A 26,994-nucleotide genomic window follows, 5' to 3' on the forward strand; every position below is an offset into this window, starting at 1 on the left:
GTGATTCGGCCCTTTCGGGCATTGCCAGAACAAGGAGAAACGCAATGACGACGATACCGAAGCACACCCGCGCAACCATCATGCCTTGCCTGCGTTATCGCGACGCACCCGCCGCCATCGAATGGCTGTGCAACACCCTGGGCTTCGAAGCATCGCTCGTCGTGCGCACGGAAAACGACCTTGTCGCGCACGCGCAACTCACCTATGGCAACGGCATGATCATGCTGGGTTCGGTCGTCGACAGCGACTACGGCAGCCTGCTGAAGACGCCCGGCGAGATCGGCACCTTCGTCACGCAGACGTCCTACCTGGTGGTCAACGACGCGGACCGCGTCTACGCGCGGGCCGTGGAGGCGGGTGCGCCCATCCTGCTGCCGCTGCAGGACGAGGAATATGGCGGGCGCGGCTTCACGTGCCGCGACCCGGAAGGCCATGTGTGGAGCATCGGCACGTACGACCCTTGGGTGGATGCCGAACGCTGAAGCTATGCCCTCAGCGCGGCCACCAGCGCGGCATCGCGCACCTGCATGGGGCGCGTGCCGATCCGCTGGCGGTACAGGGGTGGCATGTCCGCGCACAGCTCCGCCAGCCGGGCCTCGTCCAGCGCCGGCAGCACGTACTGGAACTGGGCCGGATTGTGGGCCGGCAGCGGGCCTTCCATGGTCGAGCCGTAGGCCCCCAGGTTCATGAAGCCGGCGGCATCGTCGCCCGGCCCCTGCGCGAACACGAAGGTGCCGTCGCGGGGATGGCCCAGGTATTGCCGCACCTCGTCCTGCTGCGCCGGCGTGGCGCCTTCCATCAGCTTGTAGCGCAGCTGGGCATAGGCGCGCGTGCATTCCATGAACGCCGTGCGGATGGCGGACTGGCTGCGCTGGCCGTGGCAGCGCAGCAGCAGGTTGCCGAAGGCGTCGAGCAGCACGACGGCGTCGCCCGGCCCGCCTTGGGCGCGGTCGCGCCGGGCCGCATGCTGCAGGTAGGGCGCCAGTCCCGCGTCGGGCCGCTGCGGCGTGCAGCGGTAGGTCAGCGCATCCGGGCAGGTACGCTTGAGTGCACGCACGATGGGGTGCTCCGGCGGCAGCGTGCCCGGGTCGCGCAGTTGTTCGCGGGGCGGGTCGGCATCGAACAATCCCGTCACGCTTTCGGCCGTGGCTTCGAACACGAGCGAGCACAGGGCCTGGGTTGGCTCGGCAATCGTCTTGCCGATGAAGAAAGGCGGCGGCGTGGCACCGATCGCCGTGCGTGCATACGACGACGAGCCCAACACGGCAGGATAGGCAAAGGTGGCGCGGGCCTGCTCGCGCAAGCCTTCCGGCAGCGCGGTGAAGCTGCCGTCGCCTTCATGGTTGACGCCAGCCTGGCGGTCGTTCGCCGCCACCACCACATTGAAGCCGCCGGCCAGGATGGCGCCGGCGCACATGCAGCAGGGGTCGAGCGACGTGACGATGGTGATCTCGTGCGGCGGCGGCAGCGCCCTGCCCTTCGCGCTTTGCGCGTAGTACCAGTCGATCAGCTGCCGTTCGCCGTGGGCCGTGGGATCGTAAACGAGGCCATTGCGGATGACGTTGTTGTGCACCGCCTGCAGCACGCTGCCGAAACTGTCCAGCATGACGCCGCCGACACCGAAGGTGCCCTGCGTCTTGGCGGCGATGGCCTCCAGCGACGCGATGGCGACCGCGGCCTGCACGTCGATGGCTTTTTTCAAGGCGCTCTACCTTGGCTTACTTCTTCAGGTCCTGGCCGCCGAAGGCGTTCGGCAACTGCTGGGCCGCCGTCGTCTCGAAGACGTCGCCGTTCAGGTTGGTCAGCACGACGGGCAGCTCGTTGCCGCCCAGTTCGATGATGACCTGGCGGCAGGCGCCGCAGGGCGCAATCGGGCCATCCGTTTCGCCAACCACGACGAGCTTGTCGAAGTCGCCCTGCTTGTAGCCGTGGGCAAAGGCCGAGAAGAAGGCCGTGCGTTCGGCGCAGTTGCACAGGCCGTACGCCGCGTTTTCCACATTGCAGCCGTGGAAGACCTTGCCATCGCGGCACAGCAGCGCCGCGCCCACCTTGAAGTTCGAGTACGGGGTATAAGCCTTCAGGCGCGCGGCCTTGGCTTCGACGATCAGTTGTTCGGTATTCATATCGGGATCTCGGAAGTTGCCAAGAAAATGGGGACAGACCCCATTTTCTTGGCAATGTTTCTCAAAAAATGGGGTCTGTCCCCATTTTTTGAGCAATTTTTACGGGCGGATCGTGCGGTAGACGATCGGGTTGGCGGCCGGGGCCGTGTCGGCGATCGTGTAGGCGGCCTGCACTTCGGCGACGGCCTGGCGGGCCGCTTCCTCGGTGCGGGCGTGGACGATGGCGAGCGGCTGGCCGGCGTCGATCTTCTGGCCCAGTTCGGCCAGTTGCGTCAGGCCGACGGCGAAGTCGATGGCGTCCTGCGGGCGACGGCGGCCACCGCCCAGGCTGACGACGGCCAGGCCCAGGCCACGGCAATTGGTCGTGGCGGCGTAGCCCGACTGCAGGGCCGGCACTTCGACAATGATCGGCGCCCGTTCCAGGTGGCCGTCCATGTTCTCCAGCAGGTCGGCCGGACCGCCCAGTGCCGTCACCATTTTGGCGAAGCGTTCGGCGGCAGCGCCGCTGTCGAGCGATGCCTGCAGCTTGGCACGTGCTTCCGTTTCGTTGGCGGCCAGCTTGCCCAGCACCAGCATCTCGGCGCACAGCGCCATCGTCACTTCGTGCAGGCGCGCCGGACGGGCCTTGCCCGTCAGGTAGTCGATGGCGCAGCGCACTTCGACCGCGTTACCGGCCGCGGGTGCCAGCGATTCGTTCATGTCGGTCAGCAGCGCGGAGGTCAGCATGCCGGCGCCGTTGCCCACCTTGACGATCGACTCGGCCAGTTCCACCGATTTCTCGTACGTCGGCATGAAGGCGCCGCTGCCTGCCTTGACGTCCATCGCCAGCACGTCCAGGCCGGCCGACAGCTTCTTCGACAGGATCGAGCCGGTGATCATGGCCACCGATTCCACCGTCGCCGTGACGTCGCGGATGCTGTAGAACTTCTTGTCCGATGGCGCCAGCGAAGCCGTCTGGCCGATGATGGCCACGCCCACTTCCTTGACGACCTTGCGGAACAAGGTGTTGTCCGGCACCGTGCAGTAGCCGGGAATCGAGTCGAACTTGTCCAGGGTGCCGCCCGTGTGGCCCAGGCCACGCCCGGAGATCATCGGCACGAAGCCGCCGCAGGCCGCGATCATGGGGCCCAGCAGCAGCGAGACGACGTCGCCGACACCGCCCGTGGAGTGCTTGTCCATCACGGGACCGGGCAGGTTCAGCGATTTCCACTCCAGCACGTCGCCGGAGTCGCGCATGGCCAGGGTGAAGGCGACGCGTTCGTCCATCGTCATGTCGTTGAAGAAGACGGCCATCGCCAGCGCGGCGATCTGGCCTTCGGTGGTATTGCCGTCCGTGATGCCGCGCACGAAGAAGCGGATTTCATCGGCGGTGAGGACGCCGCCGTCGCGCTTCTTGCGGATGATTTCTTGGGGGAGGTACATGATCTATTCTTTCTAAACTTGGTTGGCGCCGCAGGATGGTTTCTACATGATGCGCCGACAAAACCAGGGTCAGTCCCCTCGTGACGTCAACGGCAAGCGCCGGCGCCGTCGCTTGCCGGGGACAGACCCCATGGCCTTAAACGCCGTAAGGAATCCAGATGTTCTTTACCTGCGTGGCGTGGGCCAGCACCGTGCGGCCGGCGGCCTGCTGGGTGCTGAACCAGTCGCGGCCCTTGGCGCCGCCCGTCCACGTGCGCTTGAGCGACGCGGCCGACAGCTTCTCCACTTCGGCGCAGCCGGCGGCCGAACCGTCGTGCCGCCAGACGGCGTCGATCTCGCCGTGCGACGCCAGGGTGCGCGCCAGTTCGTCCGCGCTGCCGGTGACGATGTTGACGACGCCACCCGGCAGGTCCGACGTGTCGAACACCTGGTACAGGTCCGTCGCCGTCAGCGGATGCGCTTCCGACGGCACCACCACGACGCGGTTGCCCACGGCGATGGCCGGTCCCACCAGCGACACAAAGCCCAGCAGCGGGTTCTCGTTCGGGCAGACGATGCCGATCACGCCGATGGCCTCGTTCAGCGCCACGGTGATGCCGTGCATCGGCGGCTGGTGCGCGGCGCCGTCGTACTTGTCGGCCCACGCAGCCCAGTAGAACAGGCGCTCGATGGCGGCCTGCACTTCTTTCTCGGCATTCCTGGCACCCGTCTGGGCGGCGATGCGGCCGGCGAATTCCTGGCCGCGGGCAGCCAGGTTCTCGGCGATGTAGTACAGCACCTGGGCGCGGTTGTGCGCCGTCGCCTTGGTCCAGCCGGCGGCCTTGTGCGCCGCCTCGACCGCGTTGCGGATGTCCTTGCGGTTGCCTTCGCCGATCTCGCCCAGGAAGCTGCCGTCCGCGCCGTGGATGGGACGGCTGTAGGCGCCGTCGGGGCGGGCCTGCTTGCCGCCGATGTACAGCTTGGCCGTGCGGTCGATGGCGAACGGGTCGTTCGACGATGCAGCGGGTTTGGTTTGCGCCGCCTTCGCCACGGCCGGCAGGGCCGGACGCGCGTCCTCGGACACGGGCACCAGGTACTCGAACATGCCTTCGCGGCCGCCTTCGCGGCCATAGCCCGATTCCTTGTAGCCGCCGAAGCCGCAGGCCGCATCGAACTGGTTGGCCGTGTTGATCCACACGACGCCGGCCTTGATCTGCGGCGCCACGTCCAGCGCCAGGCTGATGTTCTCGGACCACACGCACGCAGCCAGGCCGTACACGGTGTTGTTCGCCAGTTGCACCGCCTCGGCGGGCGTGCGGAAGCTCATCGCCACCAGCACGGGGCCGAAGATTTCGGCCTGCGCCACGGCGGCCGACGTGGAGGCGCCCGTGATCAGGGTGGGCGGGAACCACGAACCTTCGGCCGGGATTTCGCAGGCAGACGGCTGGTAGATTTCGCAGCCCTCGGCGCGTGCCGCCTCGACCAGGCCGTGGATGCGCTGGCGCTGGATCGGGTCGACGAGGGCGCCGATGTCCATCGATTTGTCCAGGGGCGAGCCGAGGCGCAGCGTGTCCATGCGGCTTTTCAGTTTCTTCAGGAAGCGCGGCTCCATCGATTCCTGTACCAAGAGGCGCGAACCGGCGCAGCAGACCTGGCCCTGGTTGAACCAGATCGAATCGACCAGGCCTTCGACGGCGGCGTCGATATCGGCATCCTCGAAGACGATGTAGGGCGACTTGCCGCCCAGTTCCAGCGACAGCTTCTTGCCGCTGCCGGCGGTGGCTTCGCGGATCAGGCGACCGACTTCCGTCGACCCCGTGAAGGCCAGCTTGTCGATGCCTTCGTGCTTGACGATGGCTTCGCCCGTGCGGCCGTCGCCGGTGACGATGTTGACGACGCCTGCCGGCACGCCGGCCTGCACGCAGATATCCGCGAACAGCAGCGCGGTCAGCGGGGTGAACTCGGCCGGCTTGAAGACGATGGTGTTACCGGCCGCCATGGCCGGGGCGATTTTCCACGCCAGCATCAGGAGGGGGAAGTTCCATGGCACGATCTGACCGACGACGCCGACGGCGCGGTGGCCGGGGAATTCCTCGTCCAGCAGCTGGGCCCAGCCGGCATGATGGTAGAAGTGACGCGCCACCAGCGGCAGGTCGGCATCGCGCGTTTCGCGGATGGTCTTGCCGTTGTCCAGCGTTTCGAGGACGGCAAACAGGCGCGCGTGCTTCTGCATCAGGCGCGCGATGGCGTACATGATGCGCGCGCGGCCGTGGCCACCCAGGGCGGCCCATGCCGGTTGGGCGCGGCGCGCGGCCTGCACGGCACGGTCCACGTCTTCCGCCGTGGCTTGCGTGAGCTGCGCCAGTTCCTTGCCGTCGGCAGGATTGGTCGACGCGAAGGTCTCGCCGGCTTCGGTCCATTGGTTGTCGATGAACAGGCCGAAGGTGCGGCCGCGCTGCTCCAGCCACGCTTGCGCTTCTTTCGTGCTTTCCGGTGCGGGGCCGTATTCCATGGTGTTCAGGATCTCGTTGATAGTTGGCATGGCAGTCGTTCTTTAAGGTTGCGCGTGGCGATGGGCGGCGGAGTAGTTGCCCGTCACGTAGTGTTCCAGCTGGCGCTCGATATCGGTCAGCAGGCTGGAGGCGCCGATGCGGAACAGGTGGGGTTCCAGCCACTCGTTGCCCAGCTCTTCCTTCATGACGGTCATGTACTGCAGCGCGGCCTTGGCCGTGGAGACGCCGCCGGCCGGCTTGTAGCCGACCTTGAAGCCGGTGCGCTCGTGGTATTCGCGGATCGTCCGCACCATCGTCAGCGACACGGGAATGGTGGCGTTGACGCCTTCCTTGCCGGTCGACGTCTTGATGAAGTCCGCGCCCGCCATCATGCAGACCCAAGAAGCCTTGGCCACGTTTTCCAGGGTGACCAGGTCGCCGGTGGCCAGGATGGCCTTCACGTGCGCTTCGCCGCAAGCCTGGCGGTAGGCCACCATCTCGTCGTACAGGGCCTGCCAGTTGCCCGTCAGGACGTGCTGGCGCGTGATGACGATGTCGATTTCCTGGGCGCCGTCGGCGACCGACAGTTCGATCTCGCGTACCTTGGTTTCCATGCTGGTCAGGCCGGCCGGGAAGCCGGTCGACACGGCGGCGATGGGCAGGCGGCCCTTCAGCACCTTGTCCGCGTGGCGGATCATCTCGTGGTAGACACAGACGGCACCCGTCATCAGGTTACGGTCCTGCAGGCCCAGTGCCTCGACCAGGTCGGTGCGCAGCGGGCGCATCGCCTTCATGCACAGGCGCTCCACGCGGCCCGGCGTATCGTCGCCGGACAGGGTGGTCAGGTCGATCAGCTCGATGGCCTTGACCAGCCACGCAGCCTGGTATTCCTTCTTGACGGTACGGCGGTTCGCCAGCGACGCGGCGCGGCGGTCGGCCGCGGCCTTGTTGACGTGGATGTGGTTCAGCCAGCCCAGGTCAAGGCCGGTGGCCTCGTTGCGCTTGAAGTCTGCGGGGATGCTCATAACAGGTTGGTTCCGTTGGAAAGAGGTTTCACGCCGAGGTGGTGAGCCAGGGTCTGGCCAATGTCAGAGAACGTTTCGGACACGCCCAGCGCGCGCGGGGCCACACCTGGGCCGAAGAAGATCATCGGGATGTGCTCGCGCGTGTGGTCCGAACCGGGCGAGGTCGGGTCGCAGCCGTGATCGGCCGTGATGACGCAGACGTCGCCGTCCTTCAGCCTGGCGATGAATTCGGGCAGGCGTGCGTCGAGTTCGTGCAGCGCGTTCGAGTAGCCCGCCACGTCGCGGCGGTGGCCGAACATCATGTCGAAGTCGACGAAGTTCACGAACGTCAGCGACTTGTCGCCCGCTTCGTCCTGCACCTTCAGCAGCTGGTCGAACAGGGCCATGTTGTCCGGGCCCTTGACGACGCGCGAGACGCCCTTGGCCGCGTAGATGTCGCTGATCTTGCCCAGGGCGATGACTTCGCCGCCGGCGTCCTTGACGTGGTCCAGCAAGGTCGGCGACGGTGGCGGCACGGCGTAGTCGTGGCGGTTGGCGGTGCGCTTGTAGTCGCCATTGGCGCCCGTGAACGGACGGGCGATGACGCGGCCGATGTTGTACGGCTTGACCAGCTCGTAGGCGTGCTCGCACATCTCGAACAGGCGCTCCAGGCCGAAGTGCTCCTCGTGCGCGGCGATCTGCAGCACCGAGTCGGCCGACGTGTACAGGATCGGCTTGCCAGTGGCGACATGCTCGTCGCCCAGCTCGTTGATGATGGTGGTGCCCGAGGCGTGGCAGTTGCCCAGGAAGCCGGGCACGCCCGTCAGCGCCTGCAGCTTGTCCGTCAGCTCCTGCGGGAAGGTCGGCACGGTCTTGGGGAAGTAGCCCCAGTCGAACAGCACCGGCACGCCGGCGATTTCCCAGTGGCCGCTCTGCGTGTCCTTGCCCGTCGACTGCTCGCGCGCGACGCCGTAGGCGCCGGTGAAACCTTCGCGCTCCTTGAATCCTTCGGCCCAGGTACCGGTGGCGATATGGGCGGCCGCGGCCAGGCCCAGTTTTTCCAGATTGTGCAGCTGCATGGGCGCGCCTTCCCTGGCGGCCCATTCGGCGATATGGCCGAAGGTGTTGGCGGCGGCGTCGCCGTACTTGTCGGCGTCCGGCGTGGCGCCGAGGCCGAAGGAGTCGAGCAGGAGGATGAATGCGCGTGACATGATGGTCCCGTTAAAAAGATTCGGGGCGGTCGCGCCGCCCCTTCGATACTGTGTTGATTACGCTTTCGGCGTGGCGGCGACCTTCGCCATGAAGGCGTGGATCAGTTTCACCAGGCTTTCCGCGCCGATGGCGGCGTACTTCAGGGTCTGCTCGTGCGACAGCGGGAACGGCGACAGGCCTTCGGCCAGGTTGGTGATGACGGACACGCCCACCACCTTCAGGCCGCAGTGACGGGCCGGCACCACTTCGGGCACGACGGACATGCCGACGACGTCGGCGCCCAGGCGGGTGAAGGCGCGGATCTCGGCCGGCGTCTCGAAGTTCGGGCCGGCGTAGGCGATGTACACGCCTTCGTGCAGGGTGATGGCTTCAGACGCGGCGGTATCCTGCAGCAGCTTGCGCAGGTCGGCGTCGTAGGCATTGGCCATGCTGAAGAAGCGGGGGCCGAAACGTTCGTCGTTCGGGCCGATCATCGGCGTGCCGGGCAGGAAGTTGATATGGTCGTTCAGCGCCACCAGCGAGCCGGCATCGACTTCCGGACGCAGCGAACCGGCCGCGTTGGTGACGAAGACGAATTCGCAGCCCAGCAGCTTCAGGGTGCGCACGGCGCTCGTCATGACGCCCAGGCCATAGCCTTCGTAGAAGTGACCGCGCCCCTTCAGGCACACCACCTGCACGCCGGCCAGGGTGCCCAGCACCATCTGGCCCGCGTGGCCGTGCACGGTGCTGATCGGGAAGCCCGGCAGCTCGTCGAAACCGATGGTGACGGCGTCACTCATCTGCTCGGCCAGCACGCCCAGGCCGGAGCCCAGGATCAGTGCGCAACGTGGCTGGAAATCGGCCGGCATGCGCGCGCGGACGATGGCGGCGGCCTGGAAGGGGGAATTGTTCATGGGGTCCTCTGTGTGGCGAAGTCGGTTCGATGTTGCAGTGGCGCCAGGGGCACCAGGTGGCAGGCGACACTATGCCTTACCGCCGATATGTATGGCAAATACCATTTTTCTTGGTCATTTATATGTTGATTATATAAATACTGGCCTATTATAAGGGATGCGTCCGTTTGACAGCCAGCTGACAAGTGTTTACTATCAAAAACAATAGTTTGTCGCCCTGGCGATCCACCCACCGATTCCCCCGAAAGCGCCCGTGAGCGACCTGCCAAAAAAAGAGCAGCTTTACCAGCTGATCCGGTCCAACCCCTTCATCTCGCAACAACAGATGGCGGACCAGCTCGGCCTGTCGCGCTCGGCCGTGGCCGGCCACGTCGCCAGCCTGATCCGGGAACGCCGGCTGCTGGGCCGGGCCTATGTGCTGCCGACGGCCCGCGCCGTACTGTGCATCGGCGCGGCCAACCTGGACCGCAAGCTGCGCACCTTGGGCGAGCTGTGCATGGCTACGTCCAACCCGGCCAGCGCGGTCGAGACCTACGGCGGCGTGGCCCGCAATATCGCCGAGAACCTGGCCCGCCTGGGCACGCCCTGCAGCCTGCTGACGGCGCTGGGCGACGACGCGGCCGGCCAGGCGCTGCGCACCCATGCCGAAGGCGCCGGCATCGACATGACCGGCTCCCTGAAGCTGCCCGGCGCGGCCACCGGCACGTACACGGCGGTGCTGGACGGCGCGGGCGAGATGGTGCTGGCACTGGCCGACATGGCCCTGTACGAGCACCTGACGCCGGCCTGGCTGGCCGGGCGCCAGCCGCAGCGAAGCGCCGCCTCCCTGGTGGTGGCGGACCTGAACCTGCCCGAGGCGGCCGTCGCGCTGCTGCTGGGCGACGCGCAGCGCGGCGATACGCCACTGGTGCTGGTGGCCGTCTCGCAGGCCAAGATGGCCCGGCTGCCGCGCGAACTGCGCGGCCTGCGCCTCCTGATCCTCAACCGCGGCGAACTCGAAGCCCGCGCAGGCCGGGCGCTGCCCACGGAAGCCCACGTACGCGAAGCATGCCGCGCTTTGCAGGCCGACGGCGCACAGGACATCATCGTCACCTGCGGCGCGGCCGGGGTCTATCACACGGTGCCGGGCGACCTGCACTGGCTGCCCGCCCATGAAATTGCCCCGGCCGACGTCGTCGACGTGACCGGCGCCGGCGACGCCTTCTCGGCCGCCGTGTGCTGGTCGCTGACGCAAGGCGACACCGACCTGACGCGCGCCTGCCTGCGCGGCCTGCACGCGGCTGCCCTGACCGTGCAAAGCCCGCACACCGTATCGCCCGCGCTGACAGCCACGCTGCTCGGCGCCCCAACCCTCCAAGAACAGGACTAAAGCATGCATCACTTTCTCTCCTTCTCGCCCGAAGTGGCCAATGCGCGCGCCGCCGGCAAGGCCATCGTGGCGCTGGAGTCGACCATCATCTCGCACGGCATGCCCTACCCGCAGAACGTGCAGACGGCCCGCGAGGTCGAGCAGATCATCCGCGACGGTGGCGCCGTGCCGGCCACCATCGCCGTCATCAACGGCAAGATCTGCATCGGCCTGACGGACGAGCAGCTCGAGCTGCTGGGCCAGTCGCCGGAGGCGATGAAGGTGAGCCGCCGCGACCTGGCCTACGTGCTGTCGCAGAACAAGCTGGGCGCCACCACCGTTGCGGCCACGATGATCTGCGCGGCGCTGGCCGGCATCTCCGTCTTCGTCACCGGCGGCATCGGCGGCGTGCACCGGGGCGCCGAAACGAGCTTCGACATCTCGGCCGACCTGCAGGAACTGGCGCAAACCAACGTGGCCGTCGTGTGCGCGGGCGTCAAGTCCATCCTCGACATCGGCCTGACCCTGGAATACCTGGAGACCCAGGGCGTGCCGGTGGTGAGCGTCGGCCAGCCGGGATTCCCCGCCTTCTTCACGCGCGAAAGCGGCTTCCATGCCGACTTCCAGCTCGACACGGCGGCCGACCAGGCAGCCTTCATCCACACCAAGTGGCGCCTGGGCCTGAACGGCGGCGTCGTCGTGTCCAATCCCGTGCCGGAAGCGGATGCGATGCAGAAGGAAGAGATCGACGCGATCACCTTGCAGGCCCTGCAGGAAGCGGCCGAGAATGGCGTGACGGGCAAGAAGGTTACGCCCTTCCTGCTGGCCCGCATCAAGACGTTGACCGGTGGCCGCAGCCTGGCCACCAATATCGCGCTGGTCAAGAACAACGCCCGCGTCGGCGCCGAGCTGGCGCGGGCGATGGTGGAGTATCCGATCGCGTAAGCGTTTGCCCCTCACGCCCAGACCCACGCTCATGTCCATCGACCTGAAACAACTGAAGTACTTCCTCGCCGTGGCCGAAGAAAAAAGCTTCAGCCGCGCCGCCGAACGCCTGCATATCTCGCAGCCGCCGCTGTCGCAGCAGATCATGAAGCTGGAGGCGGAGCTGGGCGTGAAGCTGTTTGCCCGCACGACCAGGAGCTTCGAGCTGACCGTGGCCGGCCGCGCGTTGATGAACGAGGCGGCCGAGCTGCTGGCCAAGATGCGCATGACCATCGACACGGTGCGCCAGATCGACCGGGGCGAAGTGGGCCGCCTGCGCGTGGGCATCGTCGGTTCGGCAATGTGGGGACCGATTCCCAGCCTGCTCGAACAGTTCCAGAGCCAGTTCCCCCGCGTGACGTGGACCATCCACGAACTGGGACCGACCGTGCAGTACGACGCGCTGCGCGCCAAGCAGATCGACGTGGGCTTCTGGCGCGAGCCGAAGCTGGACGAAACGGACCTGCGCAACGACAACCTGCGCCAGGAGCTGTGCTTCCGCGAGAACGTCTGCGTGGCCGTCAACGAGCACCACCGGCTGGCGAAGATGGAGTCGATCGAGTTGGCCGACATTGCCGAGGAACCGATGCTGACCCTGGCGCTGGACAAGTCGGCCTTCCCCCGCTACCTGATCCAGTGCTGCGTCAACGCCGGCTTCCAGCCGGCCATCTTCCAGGAAGCGTCGGAACCGCAGACCCTGCTGGCGATGGTGGGCGCGGGCCTGGGCGTGACCTTGATGCCGGAAACGACGAGCCGCATCGGCTGGCCCGGCGTCGTCTTCCTGCCCATCCGCACCAACCCGCCGTCGGCCAACCTCTACATCACCTACACGACGCTGGACGACGCCCCCGTCGTGCGCGCCTTTCTCAACATCCTGCGGCCACCCGCCCGCGACTGAACCACCGGCCAACGGTCGGGTTCGTGTCCACCATGGGGGCGCAGCAGGGAATTCGATGAGCGCAGCTCTTCGCCTGCGCAGCGGGGCGGACATGCATGTCCGCCCTGCCTCCAGGCCCCCGACAAAGATACAGCTCAGCTATACACTCGTCCCCCATTGTGGACACGGGCCCGCCTGCGGGTCAGTGGGTCTTGCCGCCGGCTTCGCGCAGGTCGCCTTCGGTGGTGCAGGCGGTGCGCACGGCGATGCGGATGGCTTCGACCATGTCGGCCAGCGCCATGCTGGGCGCGCCGGGAATCTGCGCTGCCTGCTGCGGCAGGTAGGGAATGTGGATGAAGCCGGCGCTGGTGGCCGGTTGCGTGCGCAGCTCGTGCATCAGACCGTAGAACAGGTGGTTGCAGACGAAGGTGCCGGCCGTCTGCGACACCGACGCCGGCAGCCCGCCTTCGCGCAGCGCATGCACGATGGCCTTGATGGGCAAGGTGGCAAAGTACGCAGCCGGGCCGTCCGTTGCGATGGGCTGGTCGACCAGCTGGATGCCGTGGTTGTCGGCGATGGGGGCATCGTCGATATTGATGGCCACCCGCTCGACCGTGATGTCATGGCGCCCGCCCGCCTGGCCGACGGCGATGACGACGTCAGGCCGCACCTCGCCCAGCGCAGCGCGCAAGGCATCAAGGGCGTGGCCGAACACGCAGGGCAGCTGGCGCACGTTTACGGCGAAGCCCTCTTCGGCCCACCCTTCCAGCGCGCGCACGCTTTCCCACGCGGGGTTGAGGGACTGTTTATTGAATGGCTCGAAGCCTGTCAGCAGCACGGTTTTCATCATTGGTTCATCAGGAAGTACAGCAATACGATATTGACCACCAGCAGGGGCAAGGCGGTGGGGATCTGGGCCTTGATGACGGCGTGCTTGTCCGGCAGGTCGAGCAGCGCGGCCGGCACGATATTGAAGTTCGCCGCCATCGGCGTCATCAGGGTACCGCAATAGGCGGAGAACATGCCGATGGCCGCCATCACGGCAGGGTTGGCGTCGAACACGCCGACCAATACGGGGATGCCGACGCCGCCCGTCATCACGGGGAAGGCGGCGAAGCCGTTGCCCATCACGATGGTGAACAGCGCCATGCCGACGCAGTAGACGGCCACCGCGAGCAGCGCGGACTCCATCGGAATATACGACATCGTCAGGTGGGCCACGGCCTTGCCGACGCCCACTTGCGTGAACAGCAGGCCCAGGATCGCCAGCAGGTGGGGCAGGAAGAAGGCCCAGCCCAGCGCGTCGACCAGGCGGCGGTGCTCGCGCATGGCCTGCACCGGCGTCGAGCGCGTCAGCCGGCACGCCAGCGCGGCCGCGACGATGGAAGCGCAGCCCAGCCCCACCAGGGTGGCCTGCTTCGGGTCGATCAGGAACAGCGCGCCCACCTTGACATCCTTCAGCAAGGTCGACGCCAGCACCGTCACGATGGGAATGGCCAGCGCCGGCAGGAACAGCTTGTGGCGCAGGCGTGCGGCGCTGGCGCGGCGCTCGCTGTCGGACAGCACGTCGGGCCTGCCGCTGCGCACGCCGCCGAAACCCGCCAGCAGCGCCATCGCCACGACGACGGCGCCAGCCAGCGCGGCCGGCAGCGCCTCGCCAGCCAGGTAGATCAGCGCGTACAGGCCCCAGAACAGGGCCGTGCTCCAGCGGCGGGGATTGGTGCGGTCGGTGGCGGACATCCACGCGACGATGGCCAGGATGGCGCCGACGACATAGTAGAAATGCTCGAGCTGCAGGATCATGCGCGCGCCTCGCGGTCCAGGTACAGGTCGAGCCGGCGCAGGCGCCACGCGTGGATGACGAAGGCCGACAGCGCCGTCGGGATGCCCCACAGCGCCATGTGCAGCGGATCGACCTCGATGCCCTCGCCGCGCAGGATGGTCTGCATCAGCACGATGGCACCGAAGGCGACAAAGATATCCTCGCCGAAGAACAGGCCGACATTGTCGGTGGCCGCCGTCATCGCCCGCACGCGCTGGCGCGCCGCATCGGACAGCACGGTGCCATGCGCGGCAGCCTGCCGTTCGGCGGCGCCTTCGGCCATCGGCGCCATCAGCGGGCGCACCATGGTGGGATGCCCGCCGATCGACGTCAGCCCGACGGCGGCCGCGCCTTCGCGGATGGCCAGGTAGACGATCAGCAGGCGCCCGGCCGTGGCCGACTTCACCCGGCTGATGGCCGCCTGCGCATGCTCGCGCAGGCCGAAGCGCTCCAACAGGCCAATCGCGGCCAGCGGCAGCAGCAGGATCAGGGGCAGGTTGCGCGTGTTGACGAAAGCCGTTCCCAGCGCCGCCAGCAACTCCAGCGGCGGCATCAGCACGGCGGCTCCCGTTGCCAGGCAGGCGGCGATCACGACCAGCACCGGATGCAGCCGCAGAAGGAAGCCGGCGACAATGACGGCCACGCCCAGCAGGGGCCACAGGTTCACTACGGTTTGCATACTCTCTCCAGCAAGGTTCGTCCAACGATCCTAGCAGACGGCACGCCGATAGCCGGGCACAAGCGTCCCAACCCGGCACTCAAGCTCGGCGCCCGAATCAGGTGCCGGGCACCGAATCGCCTTTGCCCCCGTAAGCGGCCGCCGGCACGAAAAGTTGCCTGGAAAATGGGGTCTGTCCCCATTTAACTGTTGGTTGCATAAAAAAAGCCCCGCACGGGGCGGGGCCAGTCAAGCTACGTAACCAACAGTATCAGAAATTCATCTTGAACTGCACACCGTAGGTGCGCGGTTCGTTCAGGATGCCCGTCAGGTTGTTGAAGTCGATTGCGCCCACGGACTGCACTTCGTCCGTGATGTTGCGGCCGTACAGGGCCAGGTCGTACTTGCCGTCGCCCCATTTGTAGCCCACGCGCAGGCCGCCTTCCAGCAGGTCCTTGGCCTTGTACTCGACCGCTTCGTACAGGAAGAAGTTGTACGAGGAACGGTAGGCCCAGTCGGTGAAGGCGTAGAACTCGCCGTTGGCCACGGGGGTGCTGTACTTCAGGGTGAAGTTGTGCTGCCACTTCGGTGCGCGCGGCAGCGGGTTGCCGTTGATCAGGGCCACGCGGGTGCCGCCGACGAAGGAGATCGGGTTCGTCACCGTGCAGCCGCTGCCGCATGGCAGCACGTACAGGCTGGCGTCCTTGATCTCGGTATCGTTGTAGCTGGAACCGAAGGTCATCGACAGCGAATCGGACAGGTTGGCCTGCACGTCCAGCTCGACGCCCTGGCCCGTGGCCTTGTCGGCGTTGAGCAGCTGGTTCATGTTGACCGTACCGCTGCCGGCCGTCAGCTGCTTGTCCTTGACGCGGTAGTGGAAGGCCGTGGCCGACAGGCGCGCGCGGCGGTCGAACAGGTCCTGCTTGATACCGGCTTCAACCGACAGCACCTTCTCGGCGCCGGCCATCGAAGGACGGCTGCCCAGATCGTTCAGGCGGCCCTGCATCGACGGTGCGCGGTAGCCGGTGGCGACGCGCGCGAAGACGTTGGTGTCTTTCGTCAGCACGTAGGTGCCGCTGGCATCCCAGCTGATATTGTTCGAGTCCTGGCTCAGCGGCAGGTAGCTGCGGCCGCCCGTCTCGATGCGCTGCGCCACGAAGTCCTTCTTGTCGCTGGTGTAGCGCAGGCCGCCGCGTACCTTCAGGCGGTCGTTGATGGCGTAGTTGACGGAGCCGAAGGCCGCCCACGACCTGGCGTTCTGCTCCTGGGTCGCGTAGTTGGCGTTCTGCGGATTGCCCGGTGCCAGCGAATTGAAGGAGATGCTGTCGATCTGGATGTCTTCCTTGAAGTAGAAGACGCCGGCGATCCACTGCAGCGGGCCCTTGGTGGTGGACTCGGCGCGGAATTCCTGCGACAGCTGCTTGTGGTTCGGGATCAGGTCGGCCGTCTCGACGAGGAAGGGAATGAAGCCCGGGCCCATCGGCGGCGCATACGAGGCGCCGTAGCCGCCGTCGACGTCGGCGCGGCTGTAGAAGTCCAGCGTCTCGTAGCCGGTGATCGAATGCAGGGTCACGCCCGGCAGGTCCCAGCGCAGGCGCATGCTGGCGCCCTTGTTCTTCAGGTGCTGTTCGTTGACGCCGTCGGTCGGGTAGCTGCCGAAGTCGAAGTTGTCGACCAGGCCATTGGTGCCGGCTTTCAAGATATTGGCGCGGAACAGGGTGGCGTTGCCGTCCATGTCGCGGCCGTGCACGTTGAACAGCGCGCTGAAGTCGGCGCTCGGCTTGACCAGCACCTGCAGGCGCGCGGCGTTGTCCTTGTAGCCTTCGAAGTCGCGCGTGCCCGTTGGGCGGTCGTTGTGCACGCGGTTGCCGCGGTGCTGCGACTGGCCGGCGAAGCGGATGGCCACGGTGTCGCTGACGGGGATGTTGTAGGCGCCGTCGATATTGCGCACGCGGTCCTTGCCGAAGCCGGCCGACAGGTAGCCTTCCGTCTTGAACACGGGCTTGGCGGAGTCGAACTTGATGACACCGGCCGGCGAGTTACGGCCGAACAGCGTGCCCTGCGGGCCGCGCAGCACTTCCACCTGGTCGACGTCGAAGACGGGGAAGCCCTTGAGCATCGGGTTCTCCTGGACGATGTCGTCCATCACCAGGCCGACCGGCTGCGAGGCGTTCAGGTCGAAGTCGGTATTGCCCAGGCCACGGATGTAGAAGCGGGGGAAGGTACGGCCGTAGTCCGATTCGATGGCGACGGACGGCGAGCGGCCGGACAGGAAGCGGATGTCCTGGCCGCCGGAGGTCAGCACGTCCAGCTTCTCGCCCTTGACGGTGGCGATCGACATCGGCACGTCCTTGATGTTCTCGGCACGGCGCTGCGCCGTGACGATCACCGTTTCCAGCTGGCCGGGCTGGCGCGTTTCCGTCGCGGCCGCGGAGTCGGCGGCGGGCTGCGGCTGTGGCGCCTCCTGGGCATGCAGGGGAAATGCGGCGGCGACTGCCAGCGCGATCAGCGTACGCGCAGCGTAACGGGTAGGTTCAGTCATGAGGCCAGCTCCTTCGATTGAATTAAAAACACCACAAGTGTGCGTAAAAAGCATAGAAAATCTGCAATGAAGACGCGATGCTAGCATGAACCCACCGGCCCGAAAATCGTGCTAGGACGAAATTGATTGATATCAATTTGATATAAATGGGCAAGCAAAAACGTATTTGCCATACATATCACAGCTGTTGCATAGTAAAGAGCTGCCCGGCGGCCACCGTGGAGACAGTGGCTTCCTATATATAGAAGAGTTCGCAGGGACAGCAGGAGGGACGGCGGCAGCCGGCGTTTTTTCGGGAGGGCCCGGCAACGGCCGGCGGCGCGAAAAAACAACGCCGGCGCGGTCCGGTTGATGGCACCACTGCTGTTGTGCAAACGCGACAGTGGGTATCGCGGGACAAACCTGGACTTATCGAAACAACAAGCCAAGGAAAAATCTGGAAACGGTTGCGTGGCGAGCAGGCACTGAGCAAAGCCTCTAAATCGGCGGCTTTCCCGACGGGGGGCCGTACTCCCCTACATGTTTTGCTCGCAAAAACTATACAATAACGAACTTCCAGGAGTCTATTCATGCAAATCAAACAACTTTCGATGATGATCGCTGCAGTTGCAGTGTCGGCCAGCGCTTCCGCGGCGGCACCGAAACTGGCCATCGTCTACGACGCTGGCGGCAAGTTCGACAAGTCGTTCAACCAGTCCGCTTTCGAAGGCGCCTCGCGCTTCAAGAAGGAAACGAACATCAACTTCATCGAAGTGCAGGCCTCGTCCGACACGCAGGCCGAGCAGGTGCTGCGTGGCCTGGCCCGCAAGAAGATGGACCTGATCGCCTCGATCGGCTTCGCCCAGACCCAGGCCGTGCAGAAGGTTGCCAAGGAATTCCCGAACGTGCGCTTCGTGCTGATCGACGGCGTGGCGCAAGGTGCCAACGTCAATTCGATCACCTTCAAGGAAGAAGAGGGTTCCTACCTGGTGGGCGTGGCTGCCGCGATGGCGTCGAAGTCGAAGAAGCTTGGCTTCATCGGCGGCATCGACATTCCGCTGATCCGCACCTTTGCCTGCGGCTACGCGCAAGGCGCGAAAGCGACCGACAAGAAAGCCGAGATCGTGCAGAACATGGTGGGTACGACAGCCGCCGCGTGGAACGATCCGGCCAAGGGCGGTGAACTGGCCCGCTCGCAGTTCGAACGCGGCGTGGACGTCGTCTTCGCCGTGGCCGGCGGCTCCGGCATGGGCACGCTGCAGATGGCCAAGGAAAAAGGCAAGCTGGCCATCGGCGTGGACTCGAACCAGAACCACCTGTATCCGGGCACGATGCTGACCTCGATGGTCAAGCGCGTCGACAATGCCGTGTACGACAGCTTCACCCAGGTCAAGAACGGCACCTGGAAGGCCGGCATTACCGCCAAGGGCCTGAAGGAAGGCGGCGTGGACTGGGCGCTGGACGCCAACAACCGCAAGCTGATCACGCCGGAAATCGAGAAGAAGGTGCTGGGTGCCCGCAAGGACATCATCGACGGCAAGACGAAAGTCATCGATATCCGTTCGGGCGCCGCCTGCCCGGTCTGATCGGCCTCGAACACCCGGGAGTCTCCCGTTGAAACGCGCCGCAGGGGCAAGCTCCTGCGGCGCGTTTTTCAGTAGAACCGCAAGCCAAGCAAAGAACCGGCCCAGCGCCAGCAACCAGACCTGAAGAATCCTATGCAGCCAGCAGTAGAATTTCGCGGCATCTCCAAGCATTTTGGAGCGGTCAAGGCGAATACGGACGTCAGCTTCTCGATCGCCAAGGGCGCCATCCATGGCCTCGTGGGCGAGAACGGGGCCGGCAAATCGACCCTGATGAGCATCCTGTACGGCTACTACAAGGCCGACGGCGGCGAGATCCTGCTCGACGGCCAGCCGCGGCAGATCCGTACCAGCCAGGAAGCGATCCGCCTCGGCATCGGCATGGTGCACCAGCACTTCATGCTGGTCGAGAACATGACCGTGCTCGATAACGTCATGCTGGGCACCGAGGGCGGTTTCCGCCTGGCGGCCCACCGTCACGAAACCGAGAAAAAGCTGCGCGAGATCTGCGCGCGCTACCGCCTCGACGTCGATCCGCTGGCCACCATCCACGACCTTTCCGTGGGCGCGCAGCAGCGCGTCGAGATCCTCAAGCAGATCTACCGCAGCGCCAATATCCTGATCCTGGACGAGCCGACCGCCGTGCTGACGGCCCAGGAGACCGAGTCGCTGTTCGAGATCCTGCGCCTGTTCAAGGAACAGGGCAAGACCATCATCCTGATCACCCACAAGCTGCAGGAGATCAAGGACATCACGGACACTGTGACGGTGATGCGGGCCGGCCGCGTGATCGGCGCCGTGCAGACGGCCGACACGTCGAAAGAGGAACTGGCCAACATGATGGTGGGCCGCCCGATCGAGAACAACCTGCCTCGCGGCGCCTACAAGCCCGGCAAGCCGGTACTGGAAGTGCGCGACCTGCAGTTGAAGGACAGCAGCGGCGTGCCCCTGCTGGAAGACATCGGTTTTACCTTGCGGGCCGGCGAGATCGTCGCCATTGCCGGCGTGTCCGGCAACGGCCAGAGCGAGCTGATGGAAATCCTGTCCGGCATGCGCCTGCCCACTGGCGGCGAGGCCGATTTCGAGGGCAAGCCCCTGCCCTTCAATCGCCATGACCCGGACGGCCTGCCGCTGGAATTCCGCCACCTGGGCATCGCCCACGTGCCGGAAGACCGCCTGCGCGATGGCGTCGTGAAGAACTTCTCCGTCATGCAGAACACGGTGCTGGGCTACCAGGATCACCTGAAGGGTGCCTTCGGCCTGTTCGACTTCAAGCACATCGCCGCGCGCTGCGAGTCGCTGCTCAAGGAGTTCGACGTGCGTCCGCCCAATCCGGACCTGCGTATCGGCCTGCTCTCGGGCGGCAACCAGCAGAAGGTCGTCATCGCCCGTGAAGTGCTGGCCAGGCCGAAGCTGATGCTGGTGGGCCAGCCCACGCGCGGCGTCGACATCGGCACCATCGAGGCGATCCACACGCAGCTGCTGGCGCTGCGCGATGCCGGCGTGGCGATCCTGCTGGTGTCGGTGGAGCTGGAGGAAGTGCGCGCGCTGGCCGACCGTATCCTCGTGATGTGCGGCGGCCGTATCACGGGCGAACTGAAAATTGAAGAATTCGACACCACCCGCATTGGCCTGTTGATGGGCGGGATGCACAAATCATGACAACCAACGATATGCCACGCTGGGCCACCAGCATTGTTTTACCGCTCCTGAACCTGCTCTCGGCGCTGCTGGTCGCGGCCCTGGTGATCTACCTGCTGGGCGAAGACCCGGTGGAATCGATGCAGATCCTGATCAACAGCGCCATCGTCAATCCGGAAGGCCTGTCGTACACGCTGTTCTACGCGTCCACCTTCGTCTTCACGGGCCTGGCGGTATCGATCGCCATGCAGGCGGGCCTGTTCAACATCGGCGCCGAGGGCCAGATGTACTTCGGCGGCCTGGGGCTGACGGTGGCCATGCTGACGCTCGATGCCAGCCTGCCTTGGTACCTGCTGATCCCCGCCGGCATGGTCGGCGCGGCGCTGTTCGGCGCCCTGTGGGCCTTCATTCCCGGCTACCTGCAGGCAAAACGGGGCAGCCACATCGTCGTGACGACGATCATGTTCAACTTCATCGCCGCCTCGCTGATGAACTTCATCATCGTCAAATACCTGATTCCGCCGGGCGAGCAGAACACTGCCAGCCGTGTGTTCTCGGATGCTGCCGCGCTGCCGCCTTTGAACGCCTGGTTCCCCGCGCTGGGCGACACGCCGCTGAACATCAGCTTCTTCCTGGCCATCGTGGCGCTGGTGATCTACGGCGTCTTCGTCTCGCGCTCGTCGTGGGGCTACAAGCTGCGCGCCACCGGCATGAACAAGCACGCGGCCCACTACGCGGGCGTGAAGATCTCGTCGATGATCATCGTCACGATGCTGATCTCGGGCGCCCTGGCCGGCCTGGGCGCCGTCAACTCGATCATGGGCTCGACCCACTACCTGTCGCTGAACTTCACCGCGGGCGCCGGCTTCGTCGGCATCGCCATCGCGCTGATGGGCCGCCAGCACCCGGTCGGCATCTTCCTGTCGGCCGTGCTGTTCGGCGCGCTGATCCAGGGCGGCTTCGACCTGTCGCTGGAAAAACCGAACATCCCGGTCGAAACCTTCATCTTCATCCAGGGCCTGATCATCCTGTTCTGCGGCGCCATGGAATACCTGTATGCGCCCGCGCTCATCAAACTGATCAAAGGTAAAAAGGCTTGATCATGACATTCGAAGATCTCCATCTTGGCAGTATCGTCGTCTCGACCGTGCGCAATGCGCCGGTCCTGATTTTCGCCGCCATGGCCGGCCTGTTCGCGGAACGCTCCGGCGTCATCGACATCGGCCTGGAAGGCAAGATCCTGGCATCGGCCTTCGTCTCGGCCGCGGTCGCCTTCACGACGCAGAACCCGTGGTACGGCATCCTGGCCGGCATGGCCGTGTCGATCGCGCTGGCCACCCTGCAGGGCTACGTGGCCGTCACGCAGAAGGGCAACCAGCTGGTGGCGGGCATCGCCATCAATATCGCCATGAGCGGCCTGACCTTCGTGGTGGCGCAGTACTTCTTCCAGCAGGGCGGCCGCACACCGGATCTGGGTGAAGCACGCCTGCCCTACGTGACCTTGCCGGGCAGCGAAGCCGTGGCGGACGTGCCCGTGCTGGGCTGGATCTGGACCCAGCTGCTGGGCGGCCATTCGGTACTGGTTTACGCCGCCTTTGCCCTGGTGCCGCTGGTGCACTGGGTGCTGTACCAGACACGCTTCGGCCTGCGCCTGCGTGCCTGCGGCGAAAACCCGCATGCGGCCGATGCCGCCGGCGTGTCGGTGGAACGCACCCGTTACATGTCGATGCTGATCGCCGGTTTCCTGTGCTCGTTCTCGGGCGCCTACCTGGCCATCGTGCAGAGCGGCTTCTTCCTGCGCGACATGTCGGCCGGCGCCGGCTACCTGGCGCTGACGGCCATGGTGTTCGGCAACTGGCGTCCGTTCTTCACCTTCCTGGGCTGCCTGATGTTCGGCTTCTTCACCGCCGTGCAGATCCAGCTCGAAGGCGTCGACCTGCCCGTCGTCGGCCGCATTCCCGGCGCGCTGATCCAGATGGTGCCGTATGTCGTGACGGTGGTCGTGCTGGCCGGCCTGATGGCCAAGTCGGTGGCGCCGAAGGCCATTGGCGTGCCGTTCGTCAAATCGCGCTGAGCCTTACGTCGGTTTCCAGGAAAGCCCGCGGTTGCGGGCTTTTCTTTTGGCCGGCGCATAAAAAAAGCCCGCGCAAGCGGGCCAAAAACTCCAGGTAAAACCTCTTCGAGCCGCCGCATGAAGCTTCTCCTCATGCGGCCCGCTTCATTTCTGCGCCAGCGTCCATTTCGCCAGTTCCAGCGCCTCGGCGTCCGTCACCTGGTTCGGCGGCATCGGCATCGCGCCCCATACGCCGCCGCCACCCTTCTTGATCTTCTGGGCCAGCTTGGCTTCGGCATCCTTCTGGCCCTTGTACTTGGCCGCGACGTCCTTGTAGGCCGGGCCCACCATTTTGGTGGCGACGGCGTGGCAGGCCATGCAGTTCTTCGATTTCGCCAGGGCTTCCGGTGCGACCGCGTGGGCGCTGGTGGCGGCGATCGTGGCGGCAATGGACAGCAGGCTTGCTGCAACGAGTTGTTTCATGATGTCTCCAGTGTTGGTTGTCCGGAGAATTCTAATGCAGATCGGCGGCGCGAAACGTTAGGCAGCACGCGCAAAACAGTATCGTCTGTGCATACCTTCAACGGCCCGGCCCCGCCTCGCCGAACAGGACCAGGCGCGCGTGCTGCAGCAGCATGATGGTCTTGCCGTCCTCGATGCGGCCGGCGGCGATGTGCGCCATCGCCTCGTCGATGCCGAGTTCCACCACTTCGATATCCTCGCCTTCGTCGGCCACGCCGCCGCCATGGCCGGCACGCTGGGCATCGTCGTATTCGGCGACAAAGAAATGCAGCCGCTCCGTCACGGAGCCGGGGCTCATGAAGGCCTCGAACACCTTGCGCACGGCACCGACGCGGTAGCCGGTTTCCTCCTCGACCTCGGCGCGGATGCGCTGCTCCGGCGTGGCCTGGTCCAAGAGGCCGGCCGGTGCCTCGAGCAGGAAGCCGTCGTGCGTGCCGCCGTAGCCGTAGGCGGGAAAGCGGAACTGGCGCACCAGGATCACCGTGCGGCGCAGCGGGTGGTACAGCAGGATGACGGCGCCGTGGCCGCGGTCATAGGTTTCGCGCGACATGGTCTGCCAGCGCCCGTCGCGGCGGCGGTAGTCGAAGGTGGTTTTCCTCAAGAGGTACCAGTCGTCCGACAGGGTTTTGACTTCCTTGATGCGTATGCCCATCGCAATTCTCCGTGGTGGTCTATTTTTACGATATCATGCAATATCGTGCAATCTCAAGAAAAATCACGCATATGCTGACACGTCAACGCAAGCAACTGCTGCTCGACATCCTGAAGAAGGAAGGCCAGATCGTCGCCAAGGTGCTGTCCGAGTCGCTCGGGCTGTCCGAGGACACCATCCGGCGCGACCTGCGCGAGCTGGCCAGGGAGGGCCTGCTGCAGCGGGTGCACGGCGGCGCCCTGCCCGCCTCCCCGGCGCAGGCCAATTTCGCCGTGCGCGAACAGATCTCGACGGATGCCAAGCCGGCCATCGCCCGCGCGGCCGCCGCGCTCATCGAACCGGGCCAGGTGGTGTTCATCGACGGCGGCACCACGGCCGTGCAGCTGGCGCGGGCGCTGCCGCGCGAGCTGAAGGCGACGGTGGTCACGCACAGCCCGTCCATCGCCGTGGAGCTGGTGGAGCATCCCGGCGTGGAAGTGATCGTCATCGGCGGGCGCCTGTTCAAGCATTCCATCGTGGCCTGCGGCGCGCAGGCGCTGGAAGCGATCGGCCAGATCCGCACGGACGTGTTCTTCATGGGCGTGTGCAGCCTGCACCCGGAGGCCGGCATCACGACGGGGGATTACGACGAGGCGTGCATGAAGCGCGCCATCAGCGCGGCGGCAAGCCGCACCGTGGTGCTGGCCTCGCCCGAGAAGCTGGGCACGGCCGCGCCATATGCGATCGCGCCGCTGGCGACGATCGACCATATCGTCGTCAGCCGGGAGACGGACGACGCGCTGCTGGCGCCGTACCGGGAGATGGGCATTGGCGTGACCTTGGGGTGACCCTGGCCTGGGGAACCCCGGGCCGCGTCACCGGCCGTCTTGTGGCCAGATCGATTACGGCCAGATCGCCCGCAGCAGCGCGGCCAGGTGGTAGCCGCCCTTGATCAGCTGCTCGCGGGCGATGGCCGACGACGGCACCGGGTAGTTCTCCGGCACGGCCAGCGCCCACACCTTGTAGCGCTCGCCGCCCTTGCTGGTTTGCGTCGACGCGGCGCCCACCGTCACGTCCTGGTGCGCCAGCTTCGACACGGCCAGCGCATCGTTGGCCCACTGGTAGGGCCACGTCAGCACGTCGCCCGTGTTCGCGGAAACGGCCGGCCTGGTGTCGATGGCGTATTGGGCGAACTGCTGCGGCGTGCGCGTGCTGGAGCGGCGCATCGCGTAGTCGACCACGGTGCTGTCCCAGTACGAGTGGAACGGGCGCGTGGTCGATTTCGATGCCGCGGACGTGGGCTTGTCGGCATCGTCCTTCGGCGGCGCCGGCGGAATCAGCTTGCCGGACGTTTCCACCAGCACCGCGTCGTCCAGCAGCAGGTTGTTGCCGCCACGGGAGTCGAAGATGTTCAGTGCGTCGATCTCGACCTGGTTCTTCGGCACGACGAAGCGGCCGTCCTTGCTGACGAACGCCGCGCCCACGTGCAGTGGCTGGTGGATGTCGCCGGCCAGGTGGGCCACGACCAGCAGCGCCTGGCGCTTGGTGAAGCGGTGCGGATTGGTTTGCGGCGTGTCCTTGCCCTGCAGGACGGCAATGGCGCCCTTCAGCGTCTGGACGATATCGTCCTCGAAGGTGCCGGGGCCGTGGTCATGATAGGCGTCGAGCTGGAACGGCACATCCGTGTAGTGGTACTCCGAGTGCTTCGGATTGGCGCTGACATAGTCGACCATCTCCGGCGTCTGCGGGCCGCACCAGTTGCCCTTGACGCAGTCGGCCCACACGGCCACCTTCTCCAGGCTTTCGCCCGGCAGCAGCAGCGCGGCCACCTGCTTCTCGGCGTTGCTGCCCTTGAGCAGCTGGTCGGCGATGGCGCCCACGGCGCGGTGGCCGTCGTAGCCCCAGGCCAGCGCCTCGGTGGCCGCGGTGGCGGCCAGGGAGCCGGCCAGCGCCAGCATGCACGTGATCTTCTTCATTGCGGGATTCTTCATTCTGCTGCAGCCTTTTCGCTTGCCTTGTTCGGTTTCGGGTAGTCGCGGTTGATGTCGAGCTTTTGCGCATACGGCGAGCTCCACGCCTGTTCATGCAGCGCGGCGACGCGGCGCGCCATGGCCTCGCTGCGCAGCACCACTTCCAGGTTGCGCGACAGGTCGAAGTAGCCACCGGCCCAGTTGCTGGTGCCGACCCAGGCCAGCTTGCCGTCGATCGTCATCGTCTTGCTGTGGATGACGCGGGCGAACGGAATGAAGCCCGTCGACGCCTGCGGCAGCGTGACGACGCGGATCTCCACGTTCGGCAGCACGGCCAGGCTTTTCAGGTACGGCAGCGCGGGCGCCTCCAGGTTCCAGTTCGACACCATCAGCTTGATCCTGACGCCCCGGTTGGCGGCGGCGCGCACCGCGTTGTCGATGACGGCGTAGTACGGCCGCGTGCCCTGCGGCCCATACGACAGGGGCGCGTAGTCGAGCAGCTGGATGCGTACTTCTTCCTTCGCGTCCGCCAGCAACGCCGGCAGTACCGCTTCGGAGTCGCGCACCCCCGGCGGATTGTAGGCGGCCGGGCTGGCCACCAGGTAGGCCGGCCGTGCCAGCTCCGCCTGGGCCGCCACGGCAGCCGCCTTGGCCTGCAGCGGCGCCACCGGCGCACCCCGTGCCAGGGTAGCCTGGGCATTCCAGTCCTGCTCGAAGATGGCGCGCACCTGCCCGACGATGGCGGCATCGTCGATGCGCAGGCCCGTTTCGTGGATATGCGTGAAGGCGCGCCAGTCGAAGTTCTGGCTGCCGACAAAAGCCGCCTTGGCATCGACGATGACGTACTTGGCATGGATGATGCCGTTGCCCGTCAGCTTGCTGTAGTCGAGGACGCGCAGTTCCAGGTTGGGGATGGCGCGCAGCCGGTCCAGGGTGGCGGGATCGGACAGGCCAATGCCCTTCTTGTCGAGCAGGAAGCGGATCTTCACGCCCCGCTTGCCGGCCGCTTCCAGCCGCTCGATGACGCGCTCGAACGGCGAGCCGGGCTTGCCGGCAGCGTAGAACTGGCCGATGGCAATGTCGGCGCGGGCGTTGTCGAACAGCTCGCACCACACGGTGATGGGGTCGCGCAGGTCCGGGTTGGACAGCGATGTTTCGACGGGCGCGGTCTGCACCAGTTCGAAACCGGGTATGCGAAAGTCCGCGTGGGCACTGGCGAAGCTGCCGGCCAGCACAACGGACAGGATCAATCGACGCAT

Annotated in this window: 24 protein-coding genes; 9 read left to right on the forward strand and 15 right to left on the reverse strand. The window is 65.9% G+C overall.

Annotated features, from left to right (window positions below; translation table 11 throughout):
* The first annotated feature begins 44 nt into the window (after positions 1 to 44).
* Positions 45 to 482, forward strand: a complete 438-nt coding sequence (locus GM672_RS01880; protein ID WP_155468838.1) for a VOC family protein — start codon at positions 45 to 47, stop codon at positions 480 to 482.
* 2 nt (positions 483 to 484) lie between these two features.
* On the opposite strand, the gene GM672_RS01885 is transcribed toward GM672_RS01880, so the two are convergent.
* The 7 genes from GM672_RS01885 to xapA form a co-directional block, all read right to left on the reverse strand.
* Positions 485 to 1,702 carry a nucleoside deaminase gene (locus tag GM672_RS01885; protein WP_155468839.1) on the reverse strand — a complete coding sequence of 406 codons (1,218 nt, stop codon included), beginning with the start codon at positions 1,700 to 1,702 and terminating at the stop codon, positions 485 to 487.
* Positions 1,703 to 1,718: 16 nt separating this feature from the next.
* Positions 1,719 to 2,123, reverse strand: coding sequence for a cytidine deaminase (locus tag GM672_RS01890; protein ID WP_155468840.1), 405 nt, complete (start codon positions 2,121 to 2,123; stop codon positions 1,719 to 1,721).
* 99 nt (positions 2,124 to 2,222) lie between these two features.
* Positions 2,223 to 3,545: a thymidine phosphorylase gene (gene deoA, locus GM672_RS01895; RefSeq protein ID WP_155468841.1), complete on the reverse strand. Its 1,323-nt coding sequence runs from the start codon at positions 3,543 to 3,545 to the stop codon at positions 2,223 to 2,225.
* 136 nt (positions 3,546 to 3,681) lie between these two features.
* Positions 3,682 to 6,066, reverse strand: coding sequence for an aldehyde dehydrogenase family protein (locus GM672_RS01900; protein WP_371867012.1), 2,385 nt, complete (start codon positions 6,064 to 6,066; stop codon positions 3,682 to 3,684).
* Positions 6,067 to 6,078: 12 nt separating this feature from the next.
* Positions 6,079 to 7,041 carry a deoxyribose-phosphate aldolase gene (deoC, locus tag GM672_RS01905; RefSeq protein WP_155468842.1) on the reverse strand — a complete coding sequence of 321 codons (963 nt, stop codon included), beginning with the start codon at positions 7,039 to 7,041 and terminating at the stop codon, positions 6,079 to 6,081.
* Positions 7,038 to 8,231 (reverse strand): phosphopentomutase, encoded by a 1,194-nt coding sequence (locus GM672_RS01910; protein ID WP_155468843.1) that lies wholly within the window; start codon positions 8,229 to 8,231, stop codon positions 7,038 to 7,040. The genes deoC and GM672_RS01910 overlap by 4 nt, the downstream gene beginning before the upstream one ends.
* A gap of 57 nt (positions 8,232 to 8,288) precedes the next feature.
* Positions 8,289 to 9,125, reverse strand: a complete 837-nt coding sequence (gene xapA / locus GM672_RS01915; RefSeq protein WP_155468844.1) for a xanthosine phosphorylase — start codon at positions 9,123 to 9,125, stop codon at positions 8,289 to 8,291.
* Positions 9,126 to 9,378: 253 nt separating this feature from the next.
* Between xapA and GM672_RS01920 the strand changes: the two genes are divergently transcribed.
* The 3 genes from GM672_RS01920 to GM672_RS01930 are packed head-to-tail and all read left to right on the forward strand — an operon-like array spanning position 9,379 to position 12,355.
* Entirely contained in the window at positions 9,379 to 10,494 is a 1,116-nt protein-coding gene (locus GM672_RS01920; RefSeq protein ID WP_170299893.1) for a carbohydrate kinase, read from the forward strand.
* 3 nt (positions 10,495 to 10,497) lie between these two features.
* On the forward strand, positions 10,498 to 11,418 hold the full coding sequence (locus GM672_RS01925; protein WP_155468845.1) for a pseudouridine-5'-phosphate glycosidase: 921 nt from the start codon (positions 10,498 to 10,500) through the stop codon (positions 11,416 to 11,418).
* A 31-nt stretch (positions 11,419 to 11,449) separates the two neighbouring features.
* Positions 11,450 to 12,355, forward strand: a complete 906-nt coding sequence (locus GM672_RS01930) for a LysR family transcriptional regulator (protein ID WP_155468846.1) — start codon at positions 11,450 to 11,452, stop codon at positions 12,353 to 12,355.
* Between the two features lie 181 nt (positions 12,356 to 12,536).
* On the opposite strand, the gene pcp is transcribed toward GM672_RS01930, so the two are convergent.
* From pcp to GM672_RS01950, 4 genes are all read right to left on the reverse strand, one after another.
* Entirely contained in the window at positions 12,537 to 13,181 is a 645-nt protein-coding gene (pcp, locus tag GM672_RS01935) for a pyroglutamyl-peptidase I (RefSeq protein WP_443094174.1), read from the reverse strand.
* Positions 13,181 to 14,137: a DUF979 domain-containing protein gene (locus tag GM672_RS01940; protein ID WP_155468848.1), complete on the reverse strand. Its 957-nt coding sequence runs from the start codon at positions 14,135 to 14,137 to the stop codon at positions 13,181 to 13,183. Before GM672_RS01940 ends, pcp begins: the two co-directional genes overlap by 1 nt.
* On the reverse strand, positions 14,134 to 14,835 hold the full coding sequence (locus GM672_RS01945) for a DUF969 domain-containing protein (protein ID WP_155468849.1): 702 nt from the start codon (positions 14,833 to 14,835) through the stop codon (positions 14,134 to 14,136). The genes GM672_RS01940 and GM672_RS01945 overlap by 4 nt, the downstream gene beginning before the upstream one ends.
* A 250-nt stretch (positions 14,836 to 15,085) precedes the next feature.
* Positions 15,086 to 17,356 carry a TonB-dependent receptor gene (locus tag GM672_RS01950; RefSeq protein ID WP_155468850.1) on the reverse strand — a complete coding sequence of 757 codons (2,271 nt, stop codon included), beginning with the start codon at positions 17,354 to 17,356 and terminating at the stop codon, positions 15,086 to 15,088.
* Positions 17,357 to 17,925: 569 nt separating this feature from the next.
* On the opposite strand from GM672_RS01950, the gene GM672_RS01955 reads away from it, so the two are divergent.
* The 4 genes from GM672_RS01955 to GM672_RS01970 all read left to right on the forward strand — a co-directional run bounded on the left by GM672_RS01955 (position 17,926) and on the right by GM672_RS01970 (position 22,633).
* Positions 17,926 to 18,921 carry a BMP family lipoprotein gene (locus GM672_RS01955; RefSeq protein WP_170299894.1) on the forward strand — a complete coding sequence of 332 codons (996 nt, stop codon included), beginning with the start codon at positions 17,926 to 17,928 and terminating at the stop codon, positions 18,919 to 18,921.
* A 132-nt stretch (positions 18,922 to 19,053) separates the two neighbouring features.
* Positions 19,054 to 20,580: an ABC transporter ATP-binding protein gene (locus GM672_RS01960; RefSeq protein ID WP_155468851.1), complete on the forward strand. Its 1,527-nt coding sequence runs from the start codon at positions 19,054 to 19,056 to the stop codon at positions 20,578 to 20,580.
* Positions 20,577 to 21,659, forward strand: a complete 1,083-nt coding sequence (locus tag GM672_RS01965; RefSeq protein WP_155468852.1) for an ABC transporter permease — start codon at positions 20,577 to 20,579, stop codon at positions 21,657 to 21,659. The genes GM672_RS01960 and GM672_RS01965 overlap by 4 nt, the downstream gene beginning before the upstream one ends.
* 2 nt (positions 21,660 to 21,661) lie before the next feature.
* A complete protein-coding gene (locus GM672_RS01970; RefSeq protein ID WP_155468853.1) occupies positions 21,662 to 22,633 on the forward strand; it encodes an ABC transporter permease in 972 nt (323 codons plus the stop codon).
* 144 nt (positions 22,634 to 22,777) lie between these two features.
* On the opposite strand, the gene GM672_RS01975 is transcribed toward GM672_RS01970, so the two are convergent.
* Together GM672_RS01975 and GM672_RS01980 are read right to left on the reverse strand one after the other, a co-directional pair.
* On the reverse strand, positions 22,778 to 23,095 hold the full coding sequence (locus GM672_RS01975; protein WP_155468854.1) for a c-type cytochrome: 318 nt from the start codon (positions 23,093 to 23,095) through the stop codon (positions 22,778 to 22,780).
* Between the two features lie 97 nt (positions 23,096 to 23,192).
* Complete coding sequence (locus GM672_RS01980; protein WP_155468855.1) at positions 23,193 to 23,786, reverse strand: NUDIX domain-containing protein; 594 nt, start codon at positions 23,784 to 23,786, stop codon at positions 23,193 to 23,195.
* 71 nt (positions 23,787 to 23,857) lie between these two features.
* Between GM672_RS01980 and GM672_RS01985 the strand changes: the two genes are divergently transcribed.
* Positions 23,858 to 24,613: a DeoR/GlpR family DNA-binding transcription regulator gene (locus tag GM672_RS01985; protein ID WP_155468856.1), complete on the forward strand. Its 756-nt coding sequence runs from the start codon at positions 23,858 to 23,860 to the stop codon at positions 24,611 to 24,613.
* Between the two features lie 54 nt (positions 24,614 to 24,667).
* On the opposite strand, the gene GM672_RS01990 is transcribed toward GM672_RS01985, so the two are convergent.
* Complete coding sequence (locus GM672_RS01990; protein ID WP_371867013.1) at positions 24,668 to 25,756, reverse strand: S1/P1 nuclease; 1,089 nt, start codon at positions 25,754 to 25,756, stop codon at positions 24,668 to 24,670.
* Positions 25,753 to 26,994 carry a phospholipase D-like domain-containing protein gene (locus tag GM672_RS01995; RefSeq protein WP_155468857.1) on the reverse strand — a complete coding sequence of 414 codons (1,242 nt, stop codon included), beginning with the start codon at positions 26,992 to 26,994 and terminating at the stop codon, positions 25,753 to 25,755. Before GM672_RS01995 ends, GM672_RS01990 begins: the two co-directional genes overlap by 4 nt.

This window comes from Pseudoduganella buxea, assembly GCF_009720835.1.
Classification (GTDB): domain Bacteria; phylum Pseudomonadota; class Gammaproteobacteria; order Burkholderiales; family Burkholderiaceae_D; genus Rugamonas; species Rugamonas buxea.

Bases quoted from the DNA above. Each gene is read 5' to 3' on its own strand.
- GM672_RS01900 (WP_371867012.1), bottom strand. From the start codon at position 6,066: ATGCCAACTATCAACGAGATCCTGAACACCATGGAATACGGCCCCGCA.
- deoA (WP_155468841.1), bottom strand. From the start codon at position 3,545: ATGTACCTCCCCCAAGAAATCATCCGCAAGAAGCGCGACGGCGGCGTC.
- GM672_RS01965 (WP_155468852.1), top strand. From the start codon at position 20,577: ATGACAACCAACGATATGCCACGCTGGGCCACCAGCATTGTTTTACCG.
- GM672_RS01890 (WP_155468840.1), bottom strand. From the start codon at position 2,123: ATGAATACCGAACAACTGATCGTCGAAGCCAAGGCCGCGCGCCTGAAG.
- deoC (WP_155468842.1), bottom strand. From the start codon at position 7,041: ATGAGCATCCCCGCAGACTTCAAGCGCAACGAGGCCACCGGCCTTGAC.
- GM672_RS01940 (WP_155468848.1), bottom strand. From the start codon at position 14,137: ATGATCCTGCAGCTCGAGCATTTCTACTATGTCGTCGGCGCCATCCTG.
- GM672_RS01955 (WP_170299894.1), top strand. From the start codon at position 17,926: ATGCAAATCAAACAACTTTCGATGATGATCGCTGCAGTTGCAGTGTCG.
- GM672_RS01970 (WP_155468853.1), top strand. From the start codon at position 21,662: ATGACATTCGAAGATCTCCATCTTGGCAGTATCGTCGTCTCGACCGTG.
- GM672_RS01990 (WP_371867013.1), bottom strand. From the start codon at position 25,756: ATGAAGAATCCCGCAATGAAGAAGATCACGTGCATGCTGGCGCTGGCC.
- GM672_RS01930 (WP_155468846.1), top strand. From the start codon at position 11,450: ATGTCCATCGACCTGAAACAACTGAAGTACTTCCTCGCCGTGGCCGAA.
- GM672_RS01985 (WP_155468856.1), top strand. From the start codon at position 23,858: ATGCTGACACGTCAACGCAAGCAACTGCTGCTCGACATCCTGAAGAAG.
- xapA (WP_155468844.1), bottom strand. From the start codon at position 9,125: ATGAACAATTCCCCCTTCCAGGCCGCCGCCATCGTCCGCGCGCGCATG.
- GM672_RS01975 (WP_155468854.1), bottom strand. From the start codon at position 23,095: ATGAAACAACTCGTTGCAGCAAGCCTGCTGTCCATTGCCGCCACGATC.
- GM672_RS01980 (WP_155468855.1), bottom strand. From the start codon at position 23,786: ATGGGCATACGCATCAAGGAAGTCAAAACCCTGTCGGACGACTGGTAC.
- GM672_RS01950 (WP_155468850.1), bottom strand. From the start codon at position 17,356: ATGACTGAACCTACCCGTTACGCTGCGCGTACGCTGATCGCGCTGGCA.
- GM672_RS01960 (WP_155468851.1), top strand. From the start codon at position 19,054: ATGCAGCCAGCAGTAGAATTTCGCGGCATCTCCAAGCATTTTGGAGCG.
- pcp (WP_443094174.1), bottom strand. From the start codon at position 13,181: ATGAAAACCGTGCTGCTGACAGGCTTCGAGCCATTCAATAAACAGTCC.
- GM672_RS01945 (WP_155468849.1), bottom strand. From the start codon at position 14,835: ATGCAAACCGTAGTGAACCTGTGGCCCCTGCTGGGCGTGGCCGTCATT.
- GM672_RS01880 (WP_155468838.1), top strand. From the start codon at position 45: ATGACGACGATACCGAAGCACACCCGCGCAACCATCATGCCTTGCCTG.
- GM672_RS01995 (WP_155468857.1), bottom strand. From the start codon at position 26,994: ATGCGTCGATTGATCCTGTCCGTTGTGCTGGCCGGCAGCTTCGCCAGT.
- GM672_RS01910 (WP_155468843.1), bottom strand. From the start codon at position 8,231: ATGTCACGCGCATTCATCCTCCTGCTCGACTCCTTCGGCCTCGGCGCC.
- GM672_RS01925 (WP_155468845.1), top strand. From the start codon at position 10,498: ATGCATCACTTTCTCTCCTTCTCGCCCGAAGTGGCCAATGCGCGCGCC.